The sequence below is a fragment of the Nakamurella sp. A5-74 genome (assembly GCF_040438885.1).
GTDB lineage: Bacteria > Actinomycetota > Actinomycetes > Mycobacteriales > Nakamurellaceae > Nakamurella.
Window position 1 is genome coordinate 251,605 of sequence record NZ_CP159218.1, and the last position, 26,979, is coordinate 278,583.

Annotated in this window: 18 protein-coding genes and 2 pseudogenes; 7 read left to right on the forward strand and 13 right to left on the reverse strand. The window is 66.4% G+C overall.

Annotation, left to right across the window (positions count from 1 at the left end; translation table 11 throughout):
- Window positions 1–186: 186 nt before the first annotated feature.
- The 3 genes from ABLG96_RS01155 to ABLG96_RS01165 are packed head-to-tail and all read right to left on the reverse strand — an operon-like array spanning window position 187 to window position 6,321.
- The gene (locus ABLG96_RS01155) at window positions 187–3,285 is read right to left on the reverse strand and encodes a helicase (RefSeq protein ID WP_353649600.1); all 3,099 of its coding nucleotides are present in this window, start codon (window positions 3,283–3,285) and stop codon (window positions 187–189) included.
- Window positions 3,282–5,114 (reverse strand): phospholipase D family protein, encoded by a 1,833-nt coding sequence (locus ABLG96_RS01160; RefSeq protein ID WP_353649601.1) that lies wholly within the window; start codon window positions 5,112–5,114, stop codon window positions 3,282–3,284. The genes ABLG96_RS01155 and ABLG96_RS01160 overlap by 4 nt, the downstream gene beginning before the upstream one ends.
- A complete protein-coding gene (locus tag ABLG96_RS01165) occupies window positions 5,098–6,321 on the reverse strand; it encodes a DUF6361 family protein (protein ID WP_353649602.1) in 1,224 nt (407 codons plus the stop codon). The genes ABLG96_RS01160 and ABLG96_RS01165 overlap by 17 nt, the downstream gene beginning before the upstream one ends.
- An 84-nt stretch (window positions 6,322–6,405) precedes the next feature.
- On the opposite strand from ABLG96_RS01165, the gene ABLG96_RS01170 reads away from it, so the two are divergent.
- The gene (locus ABLG96_RS01170; protein ID WP_353649603.1) at window positions 6,406–7,329 is read left to right on the forward strand and encodes an HNH endonuclease; all 924 of its coding nucleotides are present in this window, start codon (window positions 6,406–6,408) and stop codon (window positions 7,327–7,329) included.
- Between the two features lie 405 nt (window positions 7,330–7,734).
- Here ABLG96_RS01170 and ABLG96_RS01175 read toward each other — a convergent pair.
- Together ABLG96_RS01175 and ABLG96_RS01180 are read right to left on the reverse strand one after the other, a co-directional pair.
- Window positions 7,735–9,158 (reverse strand): annotated as a pseudogene (locus ABLG96_RS01175) (IS3 family transposase).
- 115 nt (window positions 9,159–9,273) lie between these two features.
- Window positions 9,274–10,557, reverse strand: a pseudogene (locus tag ABLG96_RS01180) (IS1380 family transposase); the annotation flags it as partial.
- A gap of 757 nt (window positions 10,558–11,314) precedes the next feature.
- On the opposite strand from ABLG96_RS01180, the gene ABLG96_RS01185 reads away from it, so the two are divergent.
- A complete protein-coding gene (locus tag ABLG96_RS01185; protein ID WP_353649604.1) occupies window positions 11,315–12,430 on the forward strand; it encodes an ATP-binding protein in 1,116 nt (371 codons plus the stop codon).
- Window positions 12,431–12,514: 84 nt separating this feature from the next.
- Here the strand turns inward: ABLG96_RS01185 and ABLG96_RS01190 are convergent, their stop codons facing one another.
- From ABLG96_RS01190 to ABLG96_RS01205, 4 genes are all read right to left on the reverse strand, one after another.
- The gene (locus tag ABLG96_RS01190) at window positions 12,515–13,744 is read right to left on the reverse strand and encodes a DUF6880 family protein (protein ID WP_353649605.1); all 1,230 of its coding nucleotides are present in this window, start codon (window positions 13,742–13,744) and stop codon (window positions 12,515–12,517) included.
- 65 nt (window positions 13,745–13,809) lie between these two features.
- On the reverse strand, window positions 13,810–14,442 hold the full coding sequence (locus ABLG96_RS01195) for a hypothetical protein (protein ID WP_353649606.1): 633 nt from the start codon (window positions 14,440–14,442) through the stop codon (window positions 13,810–13,812).
- Window positions 14,439–16,004: a hypothetical protein gene (locus tag ABLG96_RS01200; RefSeq protein ID WP_353649607.1), complete on the reverse strand. Its 1,566-nt coding sequence runs from the start codon at window positions 16,002–16,004 to the stop codon at window positions 14,439–14,441. The genes ABLG96_RS01195 and ABLG96_RS01200 overlap by 4 nt, the downstream gene beginning before the upstream one ends.
- An 85-nt stretch (window positions 16,005–16,089) precedes the next feature.
- Window positions 16,090–16,605: a hypothetical protein gene (locus ABLG96_RS01205; RefSeq protein ID WP_353649608.1), complete on the reverse strand. Its 516-nt coding sequence runs from the start codon at window positions 16,603–16,605 to the stop codon at window positions 16,090–16,092.
- 64 nt (window positions 16,606–16,669) lie between these two features.
- Between ABLG96_RS01205 and ABLG96_RS01210 the strand changes: the two genes are divergently transcribed.
- On the forward strand, window positions 16,670–17,023 hold the full coding sequence (locus ABLG96_RS01210) for a hypothetical protein (protein WP_353649609.1): 354 nt from the start codon (window positions 16,670–16,672) through the stop codon (window positions 17,021–17,023).
- The gene (locus tag ABLG96_RS01215) at window positions 17,020–17,358 is read left to right on the forward strand and encodes a hypothetical protein (protein WP_353649610.1); all 339 of its coding nucleotides are present in this window, start codon (window positions 17,020–17,022) and stop codon (window positions 17,356–17,358) included. Before ABLG96_RS01210 ends, ABLG96_RS01215 begins: the two co-directional genes overlap by 4 nt.
- Here ABLG96_RS01215 and ABLG96_RS01220 read toward each other — a convergent pair.
- Complete coding sequence (locus tag ABLG96_RS01220) at window positions 17,347–18,540, reverse strand: IS701 family transposase (RefSeq protein WP_353651345.1); 1,194 nt, start codon at window positions 18,538–18,540, stop codon at window positions 17,347–17,349. The genes ABLG96_RS01215 and ABLG96_RS01220 overlap by 12 nt on opposite strands.
- A 302-nt stretch (window positions 18,541–18,842) precedes the next feature.
- On the opposite strand from ABLG96_RS01220, the gene ABLG96_RS01225 reads away from it, so the two are divergent.
- Window positions 18,843–19,466 (forward strand): hypothetical protein, encoded by a 624-nt coding sequence (locus ABLG96_RS01225; RefSeq protein WP_353649611.1) that lies wholly within the window; start codon window positions 18,843–18,845, stop codon window positions 19,464–19,466.
- Window positions 19,467–19,532: 66 nt separating this feature from the next.
- On the forward strand, window positions 19,533–22,472 hold the full coding sequence (locus ABLG96_RS01230) for a hypothetical protein (RefSeq protein ID WP_353649612.1): 2,940 nt from the start codon (window positions 19,533–19,535) through the stop codon (window positions 22,470–22,472).
- Between the two features lie 21 nt (window positions 22,473–22,493).
- Here the strand turns inward: ABLG96_RS01230 and ABLG96_RS01235 are convergent, their stop codons facing one another.
- The 3 genes from ABLG96_RS01235 to ABLG96_RS01245 all read right to left on the reverse strand — a co-directional run bounded on the left by ABLG96_RS01235 (window position 22,494) and on the right by ABLG96_RS01245 (window position 25,232).
- On the reverse strand, window positions 22,494–22,781 hold the full coding sequence (locus tag ABLG96_RS01235) for a hypothetical protein (RefSeq protein WP_353649613.1): 288 nt from the start codon (window positions 22,779–22,781) through the stop codon (window positions 22,494–22,496).
- 526 nt (window positions 22,782–23,307) lie between these two features.
- On the reverse strand, window positions 23,308–24,765 hold the full coding sequence (locus ABLG96_RS01240; RefSeq protein ID WP_353649614.1) for an NAD(P)/FAD-dependent oxidoreductase: 1,458 nt from the start codon (window positions 24,763–24,765) through the stop codon (window positions 23,308–23,310).
- On the reverse strand, window positions 24,762–25,232 hold the full coding sequence (locus ABLG96_RS01245; protein WP_353649615.1) for a GntR family transcriptional regulator: 471 nt from the start codon (window positions 25,230–25,232) through the stop codon (window positions 24,762–24,764). The genes ABLG96_RS01240 and ABLG96_RS01245 overlap by 4 nt, the downstream gene beginning before the upstream one ends.
- 220 nt (window positions 25,233–25,452) lie before the next feature.
- On the opposite strand from ABLG96_RS01245, the gene ABLG96_RS01250 reads away from it, so the two are divergent.
- Complete coding sequence (locus ABLG96_RS01250; RefSeq protein WP_353649616.1) at window positions 25,453–26,979, forward strand: putative T7SS-secreted protein; 1,527 nt, start codon at window positions 25,453–25,455, stop codon at window positions 26,977–26,979.

Consider the following 26,979-nt stretch of genomic DNA (forward strand, 5'->3'; position numbering starts at 1 on the left):
CGGGCAAGGGGGCTGACGCCGCTAGTAGCCACACCGACCAAGAGCAGGCAGGCCAGCAGGCGAGACAGCGTTGCTCGATTAACCTCAATCCTGTTCGAAGTCTACGAGATGACCAACGGTGCCGCGTGAAGTGATGTTTCTCCATTCTGCACAACAGAGCCGAACCGGATTTCACCGGCACGTCGCTCAAGGCTTAAGATATGTGCCAAACGAGGCGGCTCCCGCGGTGCTCGCCAGTTCGACAAAATCCTCCTGGCGGCCTTGTCCGAACGCTAGCCGGTAATTGAACAAGTTTCGTCTCACACGCTCGAGTACGAGCTCATCCCTGCTGAACGGGAACTGGAGCAGCGTCCGCTCGATTTTGGCCGGTCCGTCGTAGAGCCAAGAGGCGTACAGCCGATCACGCTGCTCCGACCTGGTCTCCGCCAGCTCGAAGGCCAGATCCCAGGGATGCCGACCGGGGGAGCCCCGGAGTATGTCTTGTGTCAGGTCGGCGGCAATGTTGCGGCGGACCGCGTGCCCGCGGAAGCGGTCGATGCGGCCTTCGCGCTGCTCGAAGTCGACGGGGTTGGGCGGGATGTTCCAATGCACGAGGCTGTGGCACCACGGGTGAAAGTCGATGCCCTCCTGGCCCACGGACGTGGATGTCAGGACGAACGGCCAGAACGGGCTGTTGAACGCTTGTCTGACCTCCTGCGGGCGGTGTCCAGCATCAGACGAGCCGGCCCGCGCTCCATACCGCATGGCGAATCCGGCACCGAGCGGAATGTCGCTCTCGCCCGTCGCCGGATCAAACGCTCGGAAGGTGACACGACGCAACGACAGGGTTGATCGTGCGACGTCGGCGATCGTCGCGAGCCGCTCGTCGGTGAGCGGACCAGGCGGGTCGTTGGCCAGCTGATGGAGATACTCGTCCAGCACAGCTTGGAGGTTGCCGTCGGCGCAGTACTGCAGCACGGCACGCCAGTACGGCAAAGTCGTGCCGTAGAGACCATCGAGCAGGTTCATCGCCTGGGGCCGGTTGAAAAGTGACCGGATCCCGTCGGCGATCATGCAAGCGGCAGCCCACAGGCCGTTGTCTGAGACCGTGTCGTCCGGCCCCACGAGTCTTTTCAGCGCCCGCCACGCCGAGTTGGCCGGCCCGAACGCTGCCAGATCGGCGATTGTCTCGGCCAGGTCTGGCGGCCATGAGCTCTCGCTGCTCAGATCCAGCTGCGCCACTTCCTCGACATGCCGGAGAGCGCCGGCAGATCCGCCGTCCTCCTCGCCTGCAACCGGTGCGAGCGCAGCGGCCAGGTTGGCGGGGCTCCCTGCATCCGCCGTGCTCGCGCCCGTCGCTTCGAAGGCGAAAGCAGCTGCCCAGTAGGCACTTTCAGACGCTGTGGCAGCGGATTCTCGCTGAGCTATTCCTAGGCGTTCGGTGACGACCCCACGGATGCGCGCGCGCACCACGTCGACGCCCGCAGCGCGTCCGAAACTGCGAGCGGAGGCGAGTGGGTCTGCCAGCTTCGCCAGCGCCGGGATGGGCCAAAACAGTGCGAGCGTCGACATCGATGCGGCTCGTCCGTCGACAACGCGGTACTGGAGCCGCGCGGTCGGACGGGTTGCCCGGCCGGCGTTCTCGGCCATTCCGGCGAGGCGCCGATCTGCTTCGTAAGTCAGCAACGCCGCGACCGCGGTCGGGGCGGCGTTCCACGAAGAGAAGAGCAACTTCTTCGTCATCCCGGCAGCGTCGGCAAACGGGCCGTCGGGCTCCGTGTACGACAAGCTCGGCGGGACCCACAGCAGTTTCTCCCAGCCTGCGCCGACCGTCTGATGAGCGAGCACTCGAAGCTTGGCGTTCCCGAGGTCGATCTCCTGCTGACGGGTCATCAGCTCGGTCGGCAGGGTGCGCATCTTGCTGAGCGTGTCCAGCAGCGACGCGTGCTCGGCCTTGGTCCGTGTGTGCAGCTGATAGCCGTCCATGAAGTTCGCGAAGTACGGCGAGGATTTCCAGTACTCGACGTTGAACTCGCTGTCCACGGCGCGCGCCAGATCGGACAGGTGGGCGTACTCCACCAGATCGTCTGCATTGACGGACGCTGCAGTGTGGACGGTTTCGACCACCCGTGAGCGCTGCACATCAGCGGGGCGCTCGGTCCTGCACATGAGCGGCAGCAGCTGCGAGCGCAATGTCTTCGCTAGTTCGTCACCGCCACCATGCCCACTGACGACCCGGGCTCGGAAGGCTGCGAGATTGGACTTGATGTCGCCGATCGAGTGATGGGATCCGCCACGCGCCAAGAACTGCAGCGTGCCGAACAGCCCCTGCTCGTGGTCCTCCGTCTCCTGCTCATCGGCGAGGGTGAACGCCTTGAACGGCGTGGCCGAGAGCAACAGCACCCGCGCCCGCGGATGGCTGAACATCTGCTCAGCGAGCTCGCCGCTAGCAGTGTCGGCCTGCAGCAGATCGTCGAAGCGCTGGAACTCGTCCAGGATCACCAGATCCGGAGACAAGGCGTTGAGGCCGGCCTGCGACAGGATTTTCCGACCCTCACCGATCGCCCATCGTGCCTCGGCGGTGAGTTCGTCGGTGATGTTCGATGCCTTGCGATGTTCGGTGATGAGCCCGTTCAGCCACTCGATCAGTGAGATGCCGTCGCCGAAAGGCTGGCGCGCCAAACGACGAACCTCGGCCACCACCTCGGCGTCGAGGTCCGTCCAGCTGGGCTTCAGAGACCGGTGTCGCTCCTCCATCCGTTCCAGCTTGCGGACGCCACCCCTGAACACCCGGTAGGCGGCACGTAGGCCGTAGTGATCAAGCGGTTCAAGGTCCTCCGTCAGGATCTCGAGCAGTAAGAGTCGTTCCTCCGCAGTACCGAGCCCGCCTCCAGACAGTGAAGTACCTGGGGTGAAGGACACCACGCTCACGGGCTTGACCCACTTGCCATCGTCAGCATGGATACGGCCCTTGGCGGCTGCGAGAAGGGTCAGCCGCGACGCCTCGGCCGGAGCGTCACCGATGACGTTCAGCCGCGCGAGGTTCTGGCGCGCGAGATCGACGTTCGAGCAGATGTAGACGACGTCGATGCGGTTCGTGCTGGGATCGTCCTGCAGCTTCTCTATCGCACGAGCGATGACGCCCCGCGCCACGATGCTCTTGCCGAGACCGGTCTCGTCGGCCACGAGGAAGCGCCGGGTGGAATCGGGCCCGTAGAAGCGCCGGATGACGTGATCCACGGTGCGCTGTTGGAAGGGGTAGAGCTCGTCGCGGACCGCTGCTGCGGAGAACCGTTGGCGCGTCATGAGCGGGCTCCTTCCAAGCGTGCGCCGGCCTCGAGGAAGGCCGGCCACAACTCCAGCAGGCCGGGAGGAATCACGTCTTCGGCCCCGCGCTTCCTGAGCTGCTCGATGAGATCGGTGATGGTGTGCAACGCCTCCGGTTTCGCGGCAAGCCCGCGAACCAGACCTTCGAACAGTCCTTGCCCAAGCATCTGGCCGAACTCGAAGAACCCGCTGCCATCCATGTCGGCACCCAGCTCCTGGGTGATGCTGTCGGCGTCCTCAGCCAACAACAACCGCAGGAGGGCCAGGAACTTCTCGGTGGAGTCGATCTGGGAGGCCATCACCGCGTCCAGGCGTTCGCTGTCGTCGCCGATCAGCCGCATTTTGACCAAGGTGGTCCGTGTTTGGGAGCGATGATCTTCCACGGTCAGGACTGCCCAGGACGTCACGTCTTCGACGGACAGACCTGGGATGTGACCAGCCACTGCCTCGCCGCCGAGCAGTGCGATGGAACGCCCGTTCACCCCCGCCATGCTGAGCTTCGCCGTGAAGGCGGCGTCCAGGGCGACCGGCTCTGCCGAGGTGATCTCCGCACGAATCCTGTCGCGAGCTCCGGTCAGCGTGCAGGCGAGATGGAGCTCCGTCAGTCGCGAGAGCTCTGCATCCAGAGCCAGGTCCTGCTCGTCTGCTGCGGCGGGTTCCACGTCGGGTCGGGCGAAAGGCTCCAGGATCCCGCCCATGCCGTCCTTGTGCAGGATGGCGTCGACCCCGTACTCCTTGCGCGCGCCCACGATCTCCAGCAGGAACTCGACGTTCCCGGTGAACGCGTTGTCGGTCGTGTTGAGTGACCCGGTGAAGAAGTGCGCCTTGCTTGCGCGCTCGGTGACGATGATCTTCGCGTGGAGTCCGTCCAGCAGGACGCCAGGCGCTGTAGCCGCCACTTGGTCTTGATCTTCCGGATCAGGCGTCGGGTCGGAGCCGGTCTCCTCCGGGTTGAGACCGGCATCAGGTCGGACGACGAAGAGCTGCGCTTGCAACGCGTCCAGGTCGGCGGGCAAGATTTGGGCGAGCTGATCAGTGCGAGAAACGACGTCGAGAGTCTTCATGTCGGCGGCGACGCGCTCGAGACCACGCAACGAGACGAACGGCGAGATGATCAGGCCCTTCGATCCGCTGAAGTCCGGGTTCACCGGCTCGCCGTCGATGCCGAAGGCGTGGAAGGCCAGCTCGTCCACCCCGACAGTTTGGTCCCAGTTGATGCGCCTGACTGCTTCGGCGAGGGTCGCGATCCGCGCTGCGCGCTCGGGCTGCAGGGTGTCGTGGGCCAGGCCGGGCAGTGCGCGGATCAGAGCTGCGAGCGGACGGTTGCTGGCCAGGGGGCGGGTCCCGGGTTCGCCGTCCAGAGCGACCATCACGTCCCACGACACTGACGAGGTCAGATTGCGCGTGGCCACGATGAGTCGGTACTTCATGGGTTCGTCGTCGTCCAGGCTGCTGAACTCCAGCATCCACACCTTTGGGTGGAAGAGGTACCCGGGCTTGGGCGGTCGGACCGGGTGCAACGACCGCTCAAGGAAGGCGTTCAACTTGGCGTATGCAGCCGGTGCTGCGAGATACCCGTTCTGGAAGAAGATGTCGATCTTGTCGACGCTGGAGCGCAGCGCCTCGAGAATCGCGATCGGGTGACGTTTGCTGGCGTCGTTGAGAATTCGGGTGGCTGCGGCGAGCGGGGCGAGGAGCGCCGCCTCCAGATCAAGCGTGAAGGTGGTGCCGACCGCGTGTCGCAGTCGGAGTCCGGGCGGCGGCTGCAGATGACTGAGCAGCAGCTGTCGGTCATCGGGTGCCAGCACTGTCGAGTCCCTCTCGGATGTCGGCGAGGATGCGGGTGACGTTCGCCCAGCGGAACGTCAGCAACCCGGTGCCGGAGTTGCCTGTCCAGCTGGCCAGCCGGCGCGAGTTGCCCAGCATCGCCTGCGGGCCTTTCTTCGCGCTCTCCCGCCGCTGAATCATGGTTCGCAGCGCCTGGTTGTCGAGCGCGGTGAGGGCAGATCCGTCCCGGACGGATTCGATCCAACGGTTGACGAAGATCTGAGTTGCAGGAGCGATCCGGTACGCGGCTGTCCCGAGCGTTTGCCAGAAGGCCGGCAGATCCCAATGCTGGGTGCGGGGCATGATGGCCCGCATTTCGTCGGTCCATGCCCGGAACTGCTCGCGATAATGGTCTACGTCGACTTCGCCGTACTGGGGCGTGTACTCGTCTCGTGCGTAGGCCTCGGCCAACAGCACGTTGTAGACCCAGGCAGCGCCCTGCATGGTGCGCGCGAACAGCTCTGCATGGGTCAGCAGATCGCGCTGGTCGTCGGGCAGCTCGGTTGCGCGCAGGGCGTCCCACGCGGAGGGGGTCTCATAGATAACCCCCGGATCCGCGCTTCGCGTCAGCGATGCCAGCAGTGAGTCAGGGACTGACAGGAGGATGCGCTCCTGCAGCCAGCTCGCTTCCTCAGAAGTCAGTTCCAGGCCGCCATCGACGGAGTAGGGGAAATCGGACGGGCGGGGCGGGAGAGTGGCAACCCACGGTCCCGATCGGCGCTCGGCGAGCTCGGTGGCCTCGCTGGCGCGTCTCGTCGTGGGACCGACTTGTTGTCGGCCGATGGGGTACTCGAGGATTCCGTAGGTGCGGAGCGCCGTCCAGTAGATCTGCGAGGGGAGCGTGCGTACGTTCTTGCCGGCGCGTTTGCCGATCAGGCCGACCGCGTCTGGGTCGGTCTTCAGGATCGATGTCAGCGTGCTCCGCTCGTACTCCTCGGCACGGGCAACGAGGCTGCGGGTGCTGCTTGTCGGCCCGGACGCCACCTGGAACGCCCAGGGAACCAGCAACAGGTAGCGCGCCCTGGTCTGGATGGTCGAGCTACCCGGGAACAGGCGGTCGCCGAGCGCGTCTCTGATCTGGCCGATGCCCAGGTCGTCGATGGTCAGGGGGTCCGAGAACAACTTGATGATCTCCCGCGCACGTCGCTGCTGCTCCAACGAGGTGTCCAGCCAGGCGACGAGCGACACGAGGTTCCTCCCCAGGATGCGCTGGCTACCCCCGCGCTCACTCGGACACTAGACCAGAGGGGTGACGGATGGCAGGGTCAAGGCATGACCGCTGCGGGAGGGGAGTCGACCCGTGAGGACCTTGTTCGCAGTGCGGCGCGCGATTGGGTTGAGAAACGGTCTTTTGGTGCGACCCTTCCGATCCGCGGTGTCGACCTGCGATCCGAGTTCCTCTTCGGTGGCGATCAGGTGCGACTCGTTGATCAGGCTGGCATCTGGAAGCCGGCCTGGATGGCAGCCGCGTTCACGATCCGCACGACTCACACGCCGGCTGGCCAGGAGGCTCCGTACTTCGACGAGATCGGTGCGGATGGTTTGCACAGGTACAAATGGCGCGGAACGGATCCAAATCATCATCACAACAAGGCTCTCCGCGATGCGATGAAATCGAGGGTTGCGCTCATCTGGTTCATTGGGGCGGAACCCAACGCGTACATCCCGATCACCGATGTCTACCTCGTGGCGGAAGAACCCGATCAGCACCAGTTCGTGGTGAGCGTAGGCGACTGGGTCGACCTACGTCCTGACAGTCCTGCAGAAGGTTGGATCGAGAAGTACCTGCTGACCCAGACGAAGCAGCGCTTGCATCAGCCCATGTTCCGCGTCGGGGTGATCCGTGCCTACGAGCAGCGTTGCGCCATCTGCGCGCTCAACCATGTCGAGCTCCTGGATGCCGCTCACATCATTCCCGACAGTGACGAAGCCGGAGTCGCGGCCGTTCGGAACGGGTTGGCGCTGTGCAAGATTCACCATGCGGCATATGACCGTGGGTTCCTCGGGATCCGGCCTGATCTGGTGGTTCAAATTAGGGCTGACCTTCTGCAGGAGAAGGACGGCCCGATGCTCTTGCACGGGCTACAAGGACGCCACGGCCAGAAGCTCATGACTGTGCCGAAGAGGACTGAAGAGCGCCCGTCGGCCGAGCTTCTCGAGCTCAGCTGGAACAGGTTTGCGGCCGGCGCGGCCTGATCTGCGCAGGGCTATGTTGCTTGGGCCCGATTGAAGCGCGCTGTGGCGAACGCTGGCTGGTGCAGTCACGATGCCGGCCAGCTTGCGCTCCTAGCCTCGATCTTTCGTCGGGTGGCCGGCTCGGGCTGATCGGGGTCTGTGGACCATTTTGCGCCTCCGGATGTGTTGCTGGGTAGGGGTTCGGGCCGCGTGTCGCGCGGTGGCGTGGGGTTCCACTGGCCCAGGGGTGTTGCTGATCGTCGCGGGTTCGGGGTGGGTTGGGTGGGTCAGGTCGGCGCGGGGTGTAGCTGGTTGATCGCTGTGGTGATCAGGTGCGCCCAGGGCGCGTGGGTGGGTAGGCGTAGGCAGGTTCGGTGGGCGTGTCCGGAAGTTGTCAAGCCGGGTGAGGCCAGCGGGTGTTGAGTTTCAGGCTGCGGTGGTCTCCTCGGGTTTCTTGGGTTCGTTGATCCAGGCGGCCGCGGGCAGGTCGAGGATCTTCGGGTCTCGGTCGGTCGCGAAGCGGCTGGGGTGCCGACCGCGGGCCGCGGTGAGCGTTTCGGATCGTTGTCGGGCCGCGGCTGGGGCGAGGCCGTAGTGGACGTCGGCGGGGGTGTGCAGTCCGATCCCGCTGTGGGGGCGGTGGTCGTGGTTGTAGTAGTCGACGAACTCGGCGATGAACTCCCGCGCGGCGTGCAGTGAGGTGAACTGTTCCGGGAACACCGGCGCGTACTTCAGTGTCTTGTTCCAGGCCTCCGAGTAGGGGTTGTCGTTGGACACCCTGGGCCGGGAATGGGACCTGGTGACTTCCAGATCATCCAGCAGCGCCGCGACGCTCTTGCTGGTCATCGACGTGCCCCGATCGGCGTGTACGACGTGCGGAACACCTTGGATGCCGAACACCTCGTCCATCAGATCCTTGGCCAGCTCAGCGGTTTCGGTGTGGTGCACGTGCGCCCCGACGATCATCCGGGAGTAGATGTCGATCATCACGTAACAGTCGAAATACTTGCCCCGCACCGGGCCTTTCAGTTTCGTGATGTCCCAGGAGTACACCTGCTGCGGTCCCGTCGCGAGCAGTTCCGGGACCTTCCGTGCCGGGTGGGTCGCTTGTCGGCGCCGGTCCTTGACCTGCGCGTTCCGGTTCAGGATCCGGTACATCGTGGCGATCGAACACAGATACGTGCCCTCCGCCAGCAAGATCGCGTACACCTGTGTGGGGGGCTTGTCGGCGAACCGGTCGCTGTTGAGGACCCCGAGGACCTGCTGCTGCTCCGCGTCGGTCAGCCGGTTCACCGGACGGCGACCCGCCCCGGCCGGATCGCTCGGTGCCGCAACCACTTCCAGTCGCGTCAGGCGGGTCAGGCGGTCCTGAGTGGAGCGGGGCAGCCCGGTCAAAGCTGCTGCCCGCCGGGTGGACACACCGGCCCCGATCAGGTCCTGATGGGTCGATCTCAACGTTTGCGTTGCTGATCGGCGATGTCCGCGCTCTCGGAGATCTGCTCCAAGAGCGCGTGTGCTTTTCCCATGATGCTCAGCGCCGCATCCGTGGTCGCCAACCGCCGCCGGGCGGCCTCCAGATCCCGCGTCAACCTCGCGATCTCGAGCTGATCAGCCGTAGGTCGGGCAACTTTCTCGCCGGCCTGCTTACCGGCCAGCACCCCTGAGTCGCGCAGCTGCCGCCACGCGGTGATCTGAGAGGAGTAGATGCCCTGCTCCCGCAGATACGCCCCACCGCCGCCCTCACCGCCCTCACGGGCTTGCTCATAGCCGGCCAGGTGCTGCAGTTTCTCGGCGGGGGTGAACGCCCGACGACGTCGAGGACCACCCTCACGCGGACCAGGAGTAGACATCGTTTCATCCTGGACCATCGATGTTTCCGTCACTTCGAACCTCTAGATCTCGCCCTGCGTCAGGCGGACTTGCAATGAACCACTGGCCTCACCTCAGCCTGACACGCAGGGGTCGGGCAAGGCGGCCGGCGGTCGCGAACAGCCTGAGTCGCAGTCGTTTCGGTTCCCACACAGCGGCTTTCGTGCCGTGCAGGGCCAGTAGCTGCAGCCACGCGGTGAGCTGCCCGGCGAGCAGGGCGATCGCCAACCAGATGCGGTTCTGGGCGAAGTCGTGGAGCGGGAAATTCCGCAGACCGGTGTCTTTCGCGTTGCGGATGCGGTCCTCGCAGCGGGCTCGGCGGCGGTGGCGTAGTTCCAGGTCGGCGAGTTGCCCGCGGCTGGTGTTCGTCGCGAACGCGGTGAGCCGGTTCCCGTCGAGGTCGGTGAAGCGCAGCTGCGCACCGGGGTGTGGGCGTTCGGCCCGCACGATCACCCGCATCCCGGCCGGCCAACCGGTCAGGTCCAGCACGCCGGTCACGTCGGTGACCCACGCGCCTTCGCGTTGCACCCCGCCCGGGTCGTAAGCCGGGGTCCACGCCGCCGCGGGCAGCGCCCGGATCCGCGCTTCATGGCGGGTGTTCAGAGCGAACCCGACCGAGTACTGCAACCGGCGGCGGGTCAACCAGTCCAGGACCTCGTGGGTACCCCCCGCGCCGTCGGTGCGGATCAACACCTTTCGGCCAGGCCGGGCACCGAATGGCAGCTGCTTCAACGCTTGCCGGATCACAATGAGGTGATCGGCTGCGGTGTTCGCACCGGCGTTCCCGGCCCGCAACACACCGGCGGCGGCTTCACCGGTCCCGCCGGGTCCGTGGTCGATGAACGCCAGCAACGGATGGAACCCGAACCCCTTCTTGTGGGTCGGCGCCGCGAGTTCCTTGTCAGAATGAGCGGTCACCAACGTCGCGTCCAGATCGATGATCACCGGACGCTCCGCGGACACCTCGTGGATCGGGGACCCCTGACCGCGCAGCGCCCACACCTGTTGCCGCACCACAGCCGTCGCAGCGCCGATCGCGGCGAGAACGTTGTCCGCGTCGGCTGCGAGTCGGTCGATGGTGCGGGACACCGTCGGATCCGATGCGACCGACCCGAACAGGCCCGGCTCGGCCCGCAATAACGCGATGTCGGCCAGACAGTCACCGCCCACCGCCATCGAAATGGCCAGATCCAGCACTACTTTCCCCGGATCATGCACCGCCAACCGCGGCCGCCACGGCGCCAACACCTGCGACATCGCCCGGTCCAGACCGATCCGTGCCGCCGTCGCGGTCAACAACACCGAACCGGCATGGGACACCACACCCGACGCGGACTGATCAACACGGACCCGCGGATACAACGAGGTAGAGTTCGACACCAGAAAGGTGCTCCTGATCTTCAGCACGGACGGTCCCTAGACAAGACCTATCCTTGCAGGTCAGAGCACCTTTCTGCTTCACCGACACACACCCTCAAGAACCCCGCGATGAAAGCACGAGGCTAGACCGAACGATCTGCCTCTGGCAGTGTGCTGGGAGGGCTCGCAGCAGCGAACCAGACGTGACGGGGGTGGAACGGTGACGGACGCTGGTGGAACGGTGCGCCCACCGGATTCCGGTGCTGAGACAGTTCCCTGGTTCGGCCCGCTCCCGCCACCCGGAGCTTCCGAGCCCCAGCCGACGCCTCCGGCCCTGGACGAACCCGATGGCAGTGGCCCAGCTGATGAACAAACGGAGCCGCCTGCAGATTCAGTTCTATCTGCGCAGCTCCGAGCAGACGTCGTCCGTAGCTGGTCGTGGGCCGCCTCGGTAGCGCGGATCACGCAGATCACCGCGATCGAGATCAATCTGTCTGCTCCCGTCGTCCGCGCGCGAGTGACCGCCAAGCTTCGTGACACCGACCTCGAGTTCGGCGCCGTGACCGTCTACGAGGGCCCACTCAACGCGGGCACGCGAACACGGCGGTCGGTCCACGTTCCGCTCTCGCCAAGCTCATGTTCCTTGGTCACCGAGCGATACGGCGCCGAGTTGAGTCTGGTGGTCGAGGACCTGGACACGTCCCAACGACTGATGTAGCCGAATCTAATCGAGACTAAAGCGTCTAAAAGAATCTAAAGCAGATGCTAGGGTGACCAGATGTCGAACCCCTTCCATGCCAGCTTCGGAGTGAGCCCGCCGTTGCTCGTCGGCAGGGAACAGGTCATCCAGGACTTCGAGGAAGCGCTCGAGGACGGTCCCGGCTCCGCCGGCCGCGCGACGCTCTACACCGGCGCCCGTGGATCAGGGAAAACGGTCATGCTGAACGCGATCGAGGGCCGTGCGCGTGAGCGCGGCTGGCTGGTGGTCAGCGAGACCGCCACAGCTGGGTTCATCGATCGGATCACCACCCAGCATCTCCCCCGGCTACTGCGCGACTTCGACCCAGCAGCGGTCAGGCGCCGGCTGACCGGGGTCACGGCGCCATTGCGAATCGGTGGTGTCACCTGGGAGACGATCGAGGCCCACGTGATTCAGGCCGGCCTGCGCAATCAGATCGAGGTGTTGACCGATCTGCTCGTCGATCACGACACCGGCATCCTGATCACGCTGGATGAGATCCACCGCAACCAGATCGCGGACCTGCGTGAGTTGGCGACCACCGTGCAGCACGCCTTCCGCGAAGGTCGCGAACTCGCCTTCGTCGGCGCGGGTCTGGCCGCCGGGATCAGCGACATCGTCAATGACGACGTACTGACCTTCCTACGGCGAGCCGAGCGCCACACCCTCGGCACCGTCTCCCGCAGCGAAGTCGAACGCGCCTTCCGCGAACCCATCGAAGCCGCCGGTAGAAAGATCGGATCAGCGGCGCTCAGCACCATGGTGGACGGCGCCGACGGCTACCCCTTCCTGCTGCAACTTGTCGGTGCACAAACCTGGCGTCTGCACCCGCAGGAGCAGGTGATCACCGAGGACGACGCGACGGAAGGAGTTCGCCGCGCTCTCAGGCGACTCGGAACGCTCGTCCACGAACCGGCGTTGAGCGATGTCTCCGCGATCGACAAGATGTTCCTGATGGCCATGGCTCGCGATGACGGACCGTCGACAATGGGGGACGTCCAACGCCGAATGGACGTCGTGGCCAACTACGCCAGCCAGTACCGGCTACGCCTCATCGCGGCCGAACTGATCCACTCGACCCGCCGCGGGTACGTGGATTTCTCCCTGCCGTACTTGCGCGAACATCTGCGCGAACAAGCTGCCGTAGACAGCTGAGTCCTCCATGCGCGGTGTTGACCGACCGTCGAAGCCCCTGTCCGGCACGATCTCTGCCGATCCCGCACGACGATCGGCGACGCGTCACGGCAGCCCGGCCCGGTCGAACTCCTGCAGCAGTCTGGGACGACGCCGGTGGGTGTCGCGCAGCTCTGCCACGAACGCATCGATGTCGGCCGCTCTGTTCGTGCCGGCCGCAAGCTTGCGCATCTTCCGCAGACGCTGCGCGGCGGCCCGATAATTGCGCGCGTCTGCGTCGACGAGGGTTTCGTCCACCAGTCGTTGATGGACTGGCAGGACAGCGAGCGGGTCGAGCTTCTCGTAAGCCTTGATCAGCTCACTCCAGGTGGTGGCGCTGGTGAGGGCGAGCGATTGCGCGAGCCGCCACGCCCACTCGACGTCGTTCAGGGTGCCGAGCACGAAAGTGACGCTGTCACTGGGATTGTCAGCCAGTGTGGCCATCACCTCGTCGCGGTGTTCCGGCCAGGCAGCGCCCGTCGCCCGGTGCAGGTTGGCCGCTGTGACCGCTGAGGGCCAGTGCCGGAACACCCGGAGTCGGGCCGCCAACACTTCATTCGGCCGATGCTCCTCCAGCAGCCTGCACCAGTGCGAGGCAGCGGTGAGCGACTGGTGTCCGCGGTCGAACTCGACGGCCTGCTCGGCCCAGTCGATCGCGAGATCGACCTCACCGATCTCCTGGAAGGCCTTGGCGGTGTCCGTCAGCCACGCGGCGACCTTCCGGCTCCTGGCATGTGTACGGATGATCGCGTCGATGTCGCGATCGAGGACGGCCAACCGCCGGGCGTTGTGGTCCAGCGTGAACCACTCGTGGGCGTGCCCGGAACCGAACCGCGCATCATCGGAGGCGCGTGGACCGAGAGAGGCCGCGATCGCGTCCAGCCGCGCCCGGTAGGTGACCATGCCGCGCTCTCCCAGAGCGGGTGCGTAGGCGACCGGATCGAGTTCGAAATAGTCGACCACCCCCTCGAACTGGAACTTGATCATCCAGTCCACCAGTTTGACCGGGGCGACGTTCGCGGTCGCCGCGACCTGCGGGTGGAGTGCCAGCAGCCGATGGCAGACGTCGCCGATGATGCCGCTGGAATCGTCAGCACGGGCGATCACTGTGCATGCGCTGGCCAGCGCCTTGTGGGTGACGGCGTAGACCTCTGCAGGATCTGCCGTGTTGATTGCTGCTTCCAGGATGTCGACACCTCGGTGCATGTCGTGTCCGTGGGCGTTCGCCGCGTCCCAGCGGTGCGACTCCGCGCGGGAGCGCATCAACGGCAGGACGTCGTCGGCGAGGGTGGTCATGTCGGCTCCGATCTCACCGAGGATCTTCTGATGGCAGTCTGCGGACCATCTTCGCGGTCCCAGTATCAATCGCGGGCGAACCAGGGATCGGACATGTCCGGGTCCGTTCCGGCGCGCTTCCAGTTCTCGAGGACTCGCTCGAAGGCTCGATGTTGATCCGGCCAGGGTTTGAAGTCGTCGGAGTAGACGATGATCCCGGTATCCGCCAGTCCGAGCAGCATGCCACCGACCACGTTGTGCACCAACTGGTCCGGCGCATCTGGCAGTGCAGCTCTGATGCGATCGACGACGGCCCAGAGCCCCTCGTAGTCGTCGTCCATCTCGCGGGAGAGGGCGTCCGCGTCCCGAATTGCGAGGGCGACGAGGCCCACGAATCCGGAAGGAAGATCACTGCCATCGCCCTTGCCCTGCATGTGGTATCTGCCGTCGGGCCCCCATTGACGGCGCAGGACGAGTTCGTCGGTGGGTGAACCCGTCGTGAACCCCGTGAAGTCCTGACCGTTTGAGTTCCCGGCAGGATTGAGCAGCCGGACCCCCGCGAACCCCAGCCCACGGACCACGCCTTCGACGATGGCTTCCCGCTCCGGGTGCGACCCAACTCGATCGATCACGGCACGCAGGGGCACGTCCGAGTCATCTACTGCGCGGCTGATCGATTCTGCGAGCGCAACGGCTGCGGCAAGGGTCTGCTGGGTCATGGTTGGAACTTCAGCCTTCCCACGAGAGTGAATCCTGGAATCTTGACGTCGATGGTGACAGGCACGTCGCCGCTCTTGGTCATCTTCGTCCGGTACTGGATCCAGCCGCCACCGGGGAGCTCCACGCGGGTCCTCTCGGACGAGTTCTCGACCACCCTGCCGCGGGCGGCCAGTCTGCTGAACATGTCCTGCGCCGCTGGCACCCCACCCGGTAGTTCTCGGATTTCCGGTCTGGATCCCTGCGCCCCGATGGGAGTCCCGCCTGGCGCGAGCTGGTCGGTCAGGTTCTCGTTCCACGCGCGGGCGGCCTCGGCTGTCATCGGGGGCTGTGCTTCCGGCGGACGCGGAGCCCCGTTCTCGGACAGGTTGCGGGTGTCGGTCCCTGACGGCTCATCCGGTTTCGGGTGCGTTCTAGTGGCATCTGCTGCGTCGTCTGCCGCTTTCCCCGCGCCGGCGGCCTTCTCGCCTGCTTTGACGACGTCGGCTCCGTCGTCGACTACCTCGACGACAACTTTGACCGCCTTGGCGCCCTTGGCGAACGGGATCGGGGCGGAGGCGATGTCGAAGATGCAGGCCCCGATGCTGCCGCCGGTCTTGCAGCCGCTGAACATGAAGGTGGTGAAGAGGTCCCAGCCGTCGGCGAGTGCGTCGTCGAGTCCGTAGACCTCTTCCTGGGTGAGCGCGAGGGGGTAGGTGCGGAGGCCGACGAGGATGTTCTCGCGTGATTCGACGATCGCGTCGGCCTGGACGCCGCACAGCATGTCGGTGGTGTCGCCGACTCTGGTCGTCCCGGTCTTTGTGCCGAGGCAGGCGTTGTAGAAGCGGTCGCGGTAGGCGGCTTGCAGTGTGGGATCGATCCACGGTCGCGGCGCGGACTCACGGCTGTCGCTGTCACTCTCGGCGTCGCGGGGGTTGTCGGTGGTCAGGAACGGGCCGATTGCGCTGGTCTGGGCCGGGTGGGTGAGGGCGAACCCGGCGATGACTGCGTTGCTGGACTGGTGGAAACGCCCTGCCCCGCCTCCGACATCGCGCACCCGGTTGAGTCCGGGCTGGACGCCGGCGACGCGGCTGGGGGACATCGCAGTGGCGCGGTCGATCTGGACGCAGCACGCCCGCGCGCCGGCCGCGTGTCGAGCGTGGATCGCGGCGGCGCGGGCGTCGAGGTCGTGCATCGTCTGCCGGGCGGAGTCGACGAGGTCGGGTGTGGCGGTCGGGGTGTCGCTCCACCGGTCGATTGCGTTGGCGGCTTCGATGCGGTGGACAGCCAGGCTGCGGAGCTCCTGCTGGCAGTCCTCCAGGGCATCGGCGTAGGCGACGAGCGCGCCGCCGACGATGTCGCGCGCAGTGGCGAGGGTGCTGAGCAGCTCGCTTGTCTGTGGTCCGAGGCGCTGCTCCCAGATTCCGGCCTCGTCGCCGAGGAAGCCGTCGACGACAGCGACGGCACTGACCTGTGCGGCTGCAGCAGCGCAGGCCATGGCAGCGGTGCGCCAGTTGCGGCCGGCGGTGCGGATGGCGTCCGGATCGCCGGCCAGCGTGGGCCCGGCGGTGATGGTGCCGATCATCTGGTCCTCCCCTCAATGGGTCAGGACATTGGCACGGCTGCTCGAGCCGGCGCGGAAGTTGTCCACAATCGCCGCCGGCTCGGTGTCACCCAGTCACACGATCGGTGGATTTCGCACGTCGAAGCCGGTGGATCGGGTGCATCGTGTGGACAACCCGGGCACTGTCCGAGCTCTGCGGGTAATCTCCGACGTCAGGTAGGAGTAGCCCCGAGGGCCGCTCCGCGGGTGGGTCGGGGAGATTCATGACGCAATTCAGCAGACACGCACTGTGCGCTCTCGTCGCTGCGGTGCTGGTCTTGTCCGGCTGCTCGTCGGACCCCGTCGCTGACCCGACGAGCAGCGGACTGGTCCCGTTGACGGTCAGCCCCTCGGTGGTGACGACGTCCGGATCGGGATCGACGACGCAGGGAACACCGTCCCGAAGTTCCGGCTCGGTCTCCTCGAGTGGCTCGCCCACCGCCTCCGTGCCCAGCACCCCCACGTCGAAGCCGTCGTCGACCGCACCGAGCACCACTCCTTCGACGACGCGGCCGCCGTCCTCGACTTCGCAGTCGACGGAGCCACCGACCTCGAAGCCCCCGACGACGACGTCACGGGCCACGGCCGGCAGTATCCCTGCCGCTGATCGGACCGAGATCGCGAACGTTTGGGCCAAGTACTGGGACGTGCTCAACGACGTCGGAAACGTGTCACCGGAAAGAACTGCGATTGCAGCGAAGGCGGTCGCAGTGGGTCATGAGTACGAGGGCTTTGTGTCAAGCGCGAAGCTGTTTAAGCAGCGCGGGTTGGCCTACTTTGGAACAATCAAGAGCCGGATCTCGTGGGGGCCGTTGGCGGGTGACGAGGCAGTTATCAGGGACTGCATGGACCAAACGAAGTTCGGAACATACGAGGTTGCCACAAAAAATGCAGTGACCATCGGCTCGTCTCACGAGAACTTGAACGCGACTTTCAAACGGGTCGCAGGTGTCTGGCGCGTGCAGGGCATCTTCAATAATAAAGACGAGTCCTGCCGATGAAGATCGTCACGCGGTCGGGGCTCGTCGCCGGCATGGCAGCGATCCTGCTGTCCAGTTCGGCCACCACGTCTTTTGCTGCACCTGAGGCCGACGACGGCACCATCAACACAACTACCGCTCAAAACACGGGGACCGATGGGCAATCGTCGTCGACGGTCGCAGCGACCGTGTACGGCAAGACTCCAGCGGAGCGGAAAGCTTTCGCTGAGGCTGGGGGCGAGAAGCGACCAAGCAGCTCAGGCGGCAGATCGCAACCTTCGAACTGCTACTACCGCGCATCCACCGACAGGCTGTCGCTGCAGGCTTACAACAAGTCCCTAGTACTACAGCCGTAGTTGGGGTTGGAGGTCTTCTGACCTGCGGTGATAGTGGCATTCGCGGGCGGTGGCTTGGTGTTTTCGGCGCCAGGTGGACCAGTGGATGATGTGTTCGCGGGTGGCGACGGCGCCGGCGACAAGGGCGTCGAAGAGCCTGCGGAGCTCGTTGATGGTCAGGGGGATGAGGCCGGCTGGTGTGGGGTGTCGGTGTTTCTCGGCGGCGGTAGTGACGGCCAGGAATGCCATCGCCAGCATCGCCAGAGTGGACCAGCGGTGCCAGGAACACCAGCGGCGGACTTGGTGTTCATCCAGTCCTGCCTGGCCTTTCGCGGTCTGGAAAGACTCTTCGATCTTCCACCGCTGGCCGGCGACCCGGACCAGGGCGGCCAGCGGGACGGGCCGCGGGCTGTAGCAGCGGTAGTAGGCCATCTCGCCGGTGGAGATGTTGCGGCGCAGCAACAGCCAGTGACGGCCCGGCTCGTCCGGACGGATCCGGATCAGTGCCCACGAGTAGTACCGCGGCCCCTTGGTACCGGCACCTGCGGACAACGTCTGCCACGACTTGGCTGGCAGGGTGTCGGCCAGCAGATCGGCCCGGACCGGTACGTCCGGGCTGGGTGTCCGGTGGTCACACGAGACGGCCAGCACGTAGCCGACGCGCCGGTCGACCAGCGCCGAGCGGAGTTTGGAGTCATTGCCGTACACCTCGTCACCGGCCACGAATCGGGCTGGGACGCCGGCATCCAATGCCGCACCGATCATCTTGGCCGCGAGCGCCGTTTTGGTGGCGAACTCGACCCCGGCCGGCACCCCGGCGTCAGCGAGGCGGACCGGGTCATCGGTCCAGGACCTGGGCAGATACAGCGCCCGGTCGATCAACGCGTGTCCCCTCGGCGCCGCGTACGTCAGATACACCGCGACCTGCGCGTTCTCGATCCGGCCGGCGGTGCCGGTGTACTGGCGTTGCGTGCCGACGGTGTGCTCGCCCTTTTTCACATCACCAGTCTCATCGACCACCAGGATCCCGGCTGGATCACCGAACGCATCCACCACGTAGTCCCGCAGATCATCACGAACCGAGTCGGCATCCCACTTCGCCCGAGACAGCAAGTGCTGCAACCCATCCGGGCTCACCTCGCCCCGATGCTCAGCGATGGTCCAACAGTTCTTCCGATCCAACCCGGACAGCAAACCCAACATCAACGCGCTGGCATGCCGAGCTGGTTCGTAACGCGCAAAGCGGGGCCGGATCCGGTCCAACAGCGCGCCGAACCCATCCCACCAGCGGTCAGGATCTATCCTGTGGGCTGCGGCCAGCGCAGCGATTCTTGTTGTCTTCACAACCACCAATGATCATGCGCTGGCCGCTCTGACCTGCGACAACACGCCCAAGACCACCATCTACGGCTGTAGTACTAGACGAGGGATTCGTGCTGATCCGCGTGTGCGGTGGACAACTTGAATTGACCGGAGGGACAAACCTGAAGCAACGAGAGGTCTGGATGGAGGACGGTTCCTCCTTCGTCAGCTACACCGATCCCGCTCCCGCGATCCCGGCACCGGCGCCTCCGCAGCCGGAGGACTTCCTGGCTGAAGCGATGGGGGAGCTGACCCTCCCCGCCCCCGACATCAACATCGGCCCGGACGCGGAGGATGCGGTGGTCAACCTGCCGCTGTCGTTCTGGGTGGGTGGGCGGACGGAGTATCAAGCCACCGCGGGACTGGCCGGCGGTGTGGGTGTGGTCGTCACTGCCCGGATGAAGTCGGTGACCTGGGACTTCGGGGAGCCGGCCAGCGCGTCGTCACCCACGGGTGCGACCGCAACCTTGACTTGCAACGGCCCCGGCGCCCCGGCGGCCGATTCCGGTACACCTGGCCAGCGAACAACTCCTGAGTGCGGTCACGCGTATCGGTGGAAGTCGACCGCGGACCGCACCGGTGGCGCAGGATCGTGGAGCGTCGGAGCCTCGGTGCAGTGGGAGGTCAGCTGGCAGTCCACCGGAGTGGACCCGGTCGTCACCGGCGTCGTCGACAACGTCGCACCGACACAGAATACCGCCCAGCTGCAGGTGCTGGAGTACCGAGATCGCCTGGTGGACAACCCGAATGCGACGCCCGGAGGCTGACACTCGTCGTCGTCGGCCTCACCTCGAGCCGCACCGACGCGGCATCAGCCCTGCGGGTCAAGGGTTGTGGACAACTGCAGCGACCACCGTCCGGACAGTTGTAGGTTCGACACATCGGTGCCCTGGGGGCGTCGACTCTGGGGGATAAACATGTCACGTCGTACACCGCTTCTCGCGCTGCTGCTCAGCGCATCGCTCGGCCTGATTGCCTGCACGGGCAGCGTCGACGGCGCGGCAGCGGGAGTCTCCGCGTCGGCCGCCGCCACCTCCGGAACGGTCGACTCCTCGGCCCCGAGCTCCGCTCCGAGCGGCCGACCGGCATCGTCCGCAGCATCACCACCGTCATCGACACCCGCGAAACCAGCTGCGCCGCAAAAGGTGTGGCAGCGCCTCTGGCAGAAGCAGGACAACCCGATGCTCGGCCAGCCGGTGGCGGTCGGGAAGCACGTCGTCGTCTACACCTCCACCCACGAGGTTCCCTACCTCGACATCGTGGATCCGACATCCGGCCGCTCGATCTGGCGCACGGCCACCGGTGGCTGGTGGAACTCCGGCGTGAGGGACTTCCAGCCGGCGGTGATCGGCACGAAGGTCGCCTTCACCCAGACCGATCAGCTCACCTTGTCCTCGACCCGCGTCGGCGTCGTCGACGTGACCACCCGGAAGGTCGTCTACAGCAGCGCGGTCAAGGGATCCCTCTCGCGTGTCTGGGCGTGCGGGACCACCTTCTGCGTCGGCGAGACCGTGGGGGACGTCGATCGGATGGCGACGGTCGATCCGCGGACGGCCAGGATCACAGTCGCTGCAGGGCTGGGCACCGGCGACCAGAGTTCGGTCGACAACTCAGGTCTGATCTCGATCGCCCGGAAAGGAGCGGCTTCCCAGTTCGCTCTGCTGCGCAACGGACGGGTGCTGTGGAAGAAGTCCCAGAGTTCGATCCTCGGCATCAAGCCGCCGGAGGATGCCGCCTACAGCGTGAGCTACCTGCCGGCGCAGCGGCTGCTCGTCGGGTCCCTCGATGACATCAGCAAGGACGGGCGGATCTCGGCTGCCTCCAGGACGTTCGCCATCGACGCCACCGACGGACAGCGGAAGTGGGTGAAGCCCGGGTATCTGCAGTTCTGCTTCGACCCGTTCGGCCTCTCGGTCGCAGCCCGAGCGGCGCTGACGTGCACCTTCAGCAAGGACACCCGCTACGGGAGCACCCAGCAGAAGTTCACTGCCGGAACGGTCTCCGTCGCAGCTCTGGACCTCGCGACCGGTCGGCCCCGCAGCTCGATCGTCGTCGGCCGGGTGGCCGGTCTGAAGACCGCAGATCTCGAGAAGAAGGTCCGCGCGGTCAGTGCCGGTTCCGCACTGGTCACGGCGGGAACGGGGGTCGTCCTGGACCTCGCGAACGGTGTACGACGGGCCACCCGGAATGATAAAGCACTGTGCCACAGCGTGATCGAGTCGACGGTGTGGCCGGCCTCGACGCAGGGTGTGGGCGTGAAGCCGCTTCGGGAGACCGGAGACTCGGTCGCCACCTGCGACAAGACCGGCACGCGCACCACGCAGACCACAGCGCTGCCGAGCACCGTCGGCGCGACGATCGGGTCGAACCAGCTCTTCACCATCGGTCGGACGCTCGTGGCAGGGACCATGACCACAGCGACAGTGACCACCCGGACGATTCGCGCCGATGCAGAGAGCCCCGTCCCTGCCCGTCTTCCGGTCACCGCAGCGACGGCCGCTCGATGGACGGCCCGCGGGTTCATCGCCGCGTCCCAGCCGGTGATCGCCGGCGACCGGGCCCTGGTCTACGGCACCGTCAAGGGAACTTTCTCGCTGATCGGCGTGGACGTGGCTTCCGGAAAGCTGGTGTGGTCGAAACCCGCCAGCCTGGCCGGGGTGCTCGGAGGACTCCATCGGCCGGCTGTGGTCGGGAGCCGCGCGTTGGTGATGGTTCCCGTGCCCGGCTACACCCTGGTGCGGCCGGCGATCGTCGACACCGCAACGGGTCGCGAGCTCGTGCGTCCGGCCGGCGAGCTGATCCTGAAGAGTTCCCTGGAGCGCTGCGGAGACCTGATCTGCACCGTTCTCGGCGTTCCCGACGGCGGGTTCGTGTCCGTGCACTTCGATCTCCAGTCGGGCTCGGCGGAGATCGAACCGACGGATGAGGTACACACCTCGATGACCGCGGTCGCACCGGACGTCTACCTGACGAAGGACGGGACCACCCAGACGATCCTGGGCACGAGCCGTGGCTGGAACCGCTTCCAGGTGCCGGCTTCCTCGATCATCCCGGCGGGTCGGGTGCTGTCGTCGGTCAGCATCGCGCCGGCGGTCGACGACGTGTACGTCCGGGGCCTCGGCCTCGCGATCCGGTCGGACGGGGCCTACCCGCTGATCAACCGTGGTCGCGACATCGGCCTGGTCGGTATCTCGGCCACCACCGGCAACCGGATCTGGGCTCTCCGCGGCAGCGATCGGGACTGTCTGGACACCACTGTCAGCGACGCCGGCGCCCCGATCGTCTGCACCTGGGGAGCCGCGGCGAAGTCGCAGTACTCGAACCAGGGTTCCACGCACACCGGCCTCACGGTCGCGCTCCAAGGCATCGACCTCAAGACCGGCTGGCTGAGTCGCTGGAAGGTGCCGCTGAAGCAGGGAGCGGGCGTGCAGACGTCCGGAAGCTTCGGAATGGCCGACGAGACCCACGCGATCGTGCCCGGGCCGAAGGGCCCCCTCTCGATCGACGTGAACACCGGTCGGGCCGTCCGGGCGACGAGCAGCACCCCGCGGCTGTGCGGCAAGACAGTCGAGGCCGAGACCGGCAACATCCCCACCGACAGCAATCCAGTACGCGAGACCTACTGGCCCGTCGGCGAGAGCTGGTCGTGGTGCGACGAGGACGGGAACGAGGTCGGAGCGAACAAGGCGTGGCCGAGCTGGATCGGCGCGCACACCACCTCGATGACGATCGTGCTGACGGACAAGGGCTTGCAGGGCTTTCCGCGCGCCTGATCCTTCGACTCGGCGCCCCGATCAGTCGGTGATGAAGAACGGGAACACGCAGCCCACGAATGCGATCACCGCTCCCAGCAGCAGCATCTTCGGCCGTCCCCAGTTCTTGATCGCGATCGTCAGCCCGATCGCCGTGACCGGCAGCCCGGTCAGGTAGCGCCAGTCGTGGCCCGGGTAGCCGGCGAAGAACAGCACCACCTGAAGCGCCGACAGCGCGACGAACGGCAGCAGCCCGAAGATGCCGTTCGCGCGGCGGCGCCGGCGGGGCAGGTTCGAGTCGGTGTTGGTGATCTCGGGACGGAGCGTCACGGTGGGCCTTCCGGTCGGTTGGTCGCTCGGGACGCTACCGACTCGGCCACCTGCTGCGGACCGATTCCGTGCGACTCGACCTGATCGGGACAAAGTTGTCCACATCTGTGGTGCATCTCGTTCCGGAGGCCTGCCGCCGCCTACCGTTGGGAGACAGCAGGTTTCAGCACCACGGCACCACGGAGGTCTCGATGTTCCACTGACCCGTCCCGTACCGCAGCATGACCGCGTCGTAGCGTCGGTGGATGATCCGTCGGGATCTCGACGCGCTCCTTCGTCGCTTGCTCGATCAGCGTGGGGTCATCACGCCTCGAGTACCCCCGTCGGGATCTCGACGCGCGCGTTCCTCGCTTGCTCGATCAACGGGGGGTCGCTCGCTCGATCACTGTGGGGGTCGTCCCTATGGCTCGAGTACCCCCGTCGTGAACTCGGTCGATGATCCGTCGGGATCTCGACGCGCTCGTTCCTCGCTTGCTCGATCACCGGAGGAGTCGCTCGTTCGACCAGCGGGGGGTTGGGTGCTCGATCAGCGTGGGGGTCGTCCCCATGCCTCCAGCAGCCGTAGCCAGATCTCGCTCAGCGTCGGGTACGACGGGACGGCGTGCCACAGCCGGCTGATCGGCACCTCGCCGACCACCGCGATGGTGGCCCCGTGCACCAGCTCGGCGACCCCGGGCCCGACGAAAGTCGCGCCCAGCAACACTTCCCGCTCGGTGTCGACAACGAGCCGGGCGGCGCCGGCGAAGGAATCCGCCTGGATGGAGGCGGCAGCGACGGACGACAGCTCCACGTCCACCACCCGCACCGAATGGCCGGCCTTGCGGGCCTGCGCCTCGGTGAGCCCGACCGCGGCGACCTCCGGATCGGTGAAGACGACCTGCGGAACCGCAGCGTGATCGGCGGTCGCGACATGCGTGCCCCAGGGCTGGTCGTCGACCGCAGTGCCCTTCGCCCGCGCCACGATCACGTCGCCGGACGCCCGGGCCTGGTACTTGCCCTGGTGCGTGAGCAGCACCCGATGGTTGACGTCGCCCACCGCGTACAGCCAATTGCCCTCGACGTCCTGCACCAGCATCGTGTCGTCGACCGTCAGCCAGTCGCCGTCCTTCAGGCCGACCGATGCGAGACCCAGATCGCTGGTGGCCGGTGCGCGGCCGGTCGCTACCAGTACCTTGTCGGCGATCAGCTGCTGACCGTTGTCCAGCTCCAGCACGGCTACATCGTCCCGGCGCGCCACGGACTTCGCGGACACGTTCATCGTGACGGTGACGCCGCGCTCGCGCATCGCCTCAAGCACGCGTTCGGCCGCCCTCGGCTCGACGCCGGCGAGGAAGCTGTCGCCCCGCACCAGCATGGTCACCTCGCTGCCGAGATCACTCCAGGCGGTTGCCATCTCGGCGGCCACCACACCGCCGCCGATCACCGCCAGGCGTCCGGGAACCTCGGTGGCGGAGGTGGCCTCACGACTCGTCCACGGGTTCACGTCAGCGAGGCCCGGGATGGGCGGCACGATCGCCGTCGTGCCGGTGGAGACGGCAACCGCGTGCCGGGCGGTCAGCGTGGTGACAGAGCCGTCGGGCGCGGTGACCTCGACCTTCTTCAGCCCGGCCAGCCGGGCATGACCGCGGACCAGGGTGATGCCGGCGGAGTCTAGCCATTTGACCTGGCCATCGTCCTTCCAGTGCGACGTCATCGCATCGCGGGCGGCGAGCACCGCCCGCACGTCGAGCTTGCCCGCGACCGACCCGGCGGTGGAGGAGAGTGCCTGCACCTCGCGGAGCAGCGAACCGGGGCGCAGCAGCGTCTTGGACGGCATGCATGCCCAGTACGAGCATTCGCCGCCGACCAGCTGGCTCTCGACGATCACTGCGGTGAGCCCGCCCTGGACGGCGCGGTCGGCCACATTCTCGCCGACCGGTCCGGCACCGATCACGATGAGGTCGAACTCGGTCTCTGTCGGCTGCGTGCCGTGCGAAGAAGTCATGTCTCCACTGTGCCCCCGGGCGGTCGGTTGCGGCAGCCCTGGTAGATCTCGGTGTGGAAGGCCAGGTCGGCCCGGGCGAACAGGTGCTGGTCCCCGGCGGCGGCCGCCCGACGCATGGTGTCGACCTCGGCGGCCGCGTCCGCCCAGTCGGGGCCGGCCTCGACGGCCTGCCGCACGGACAGTTCCTCGATCGCGCCGCGCACGGAGTAGAGCTCCCGGACGTCACCGATGCTGAACCCCGGCACCAGGACCCCGCGTCGTTGCGAACGCACCAGGCCCTCGGTGTCGAGCGCCCTGAGAGCGTCCCGGATCGGGCCGCGGCTGACGTCGAACTCGGCAGCGAGGGTGTCCTCGACCAGATGGGTCCCGGCGGGGATCTCGCCACGGATGATCCGGGCCCGCAGCTCGTGGGCGACCCGGTCGCCGAGGGACCCCTGTCGGATCGTCGGGGGTGGGGTGGACGCCACGATGACACCTTCCTGGTCGAGCCGGTGGTCACACTCGGTCCGTGACCGCCGTCGGCCTCATTCTGCCCGGCGCCGACAGTATGGGGAGTTCACCCCATGTGGAACGGTGGCCCGGGGGAACCTGAGCGTGGGACGCTGCGTCGGGGAAGAAGACGGGCGCGAAACTTGCGCCGAACCATGACCGGGCCACACGGCACGAGCGATCAAGGCGGTGCAGACGATGTCGGACACGTTCTCGCTGGGTGGTGACCCGGGGTCGATCAAGGCTTCCGGCCAGACTTGGAAGTCCTTCGCTTCCGCGGCGTCCTCCGCCTCTTCCGACATCCGCAGCGTGGACGCGGCGTCGTTCCAGGGCGATGAGGGCGATACGTATCGCGGCAAGGTGAACGAAGATCTGCCGCCTCGCCTGGACAAGACCCATGAGGCGTGGGAGCAGGTGGGTTCGGCGTTGATCACCTACGCCTCGACGCTGGATGATCTGCAGTCGCGGCTCGCGACGCTCAAGACCCAGCACGATTCCGCCACCCAGACGGCCAGTGCGAAGGCGAACAACCTGGAGGGCGCGAAGTCGGCGGACAAGACGCACGACCAGCAGCAGACCGACGCGAAGTCGAAGCTGAAGCCCGGGGAGACGTTGCCGCCGAGCACCTATTCCTCGGGTGCGTCGGCCGCGCAGTCGCAGCTGAACGAGGCGAACAACGCCGTCCAGGACACGATCAACAAGGCCAACCAGGTGCATTCGGAGCACCGCACAGCGCTCAACACCTGCTGCGGTCAGATCGAGGACGCGAAGGGCAAGCGGTTCGAGAAGCCGCCGGGCTTCTGGGGCAAGCTCAAGGACTCCGTCGTCGACTGGGTCAAGGACCACGCCGATGTGCTGAAGCAGATCTCCGGCGTCCTCAAGATCATCTCGGCCATCGCGGGCGTGCTGTCGTTCATCCCGATCCTGACCCCGATCATGGGCCCGATCGCCCTCGTCACCGGTGGCGCGGCGCTGCTCATCGACGTCGGCCTGAAGGTCATCACCGGCGAGGGCTCGTGGGCCTCCATCGGCCTGGACGCGGCCCTGATGCTGCTCCCGGGTGCCGGCAAGCTGGTGGGCAAGGCCCTGAAATCCACCACCAACGGCGCGAAGGCACTGAACGGGCTCAAGGGTGCCAAGAACGCCGCGATGGCCAAGACCCTCACCGCCCTCAAGAACAGCAAGGCAGGTACCTACGGAGCGCGGGGATTGACCCGGTTCAAGAACTCCCCCGCTCTCTGGCGGGTGGCGAACAAGGGTCGCACGCCCTACCAGGCGGCCAAGGCGTACGTGAAACGCCACGGCGATGACGGCATTGCGACGGTCCGAGCCAATCCGAATGTTGCCAAGCGCGCGAGCGCGAACATGACGACGCGGGCCAAGGTCGCGGCCGCCCAGAAGAAGAGTGGCGACAACCTCATCTGCCCGACCACGAAGCAGCCGCTCGACGTACAGATGAGGAACGGCCGGCCGGTGCGCCGCAATCCGGAGACCGGTCGGCCGAAGAGTGACGGCGTCGCGATGCCGAATCCGCAGAAGGCCGACATCGGTCACGAATTCGATCACGCCTGGTCGTGGACCAGCGTGCAGGCAACGGCGGAAGGCTGGACGAAGGCGGAGGTGCGGGCGAGCCAGCAGAACCCGAACATCTTCCACGGGTTCGAGGACCGGGCCGCCAATCGCGCCAACCAGAGTCAGACCCGTCTGGAGAACCTGCTGCCCTAG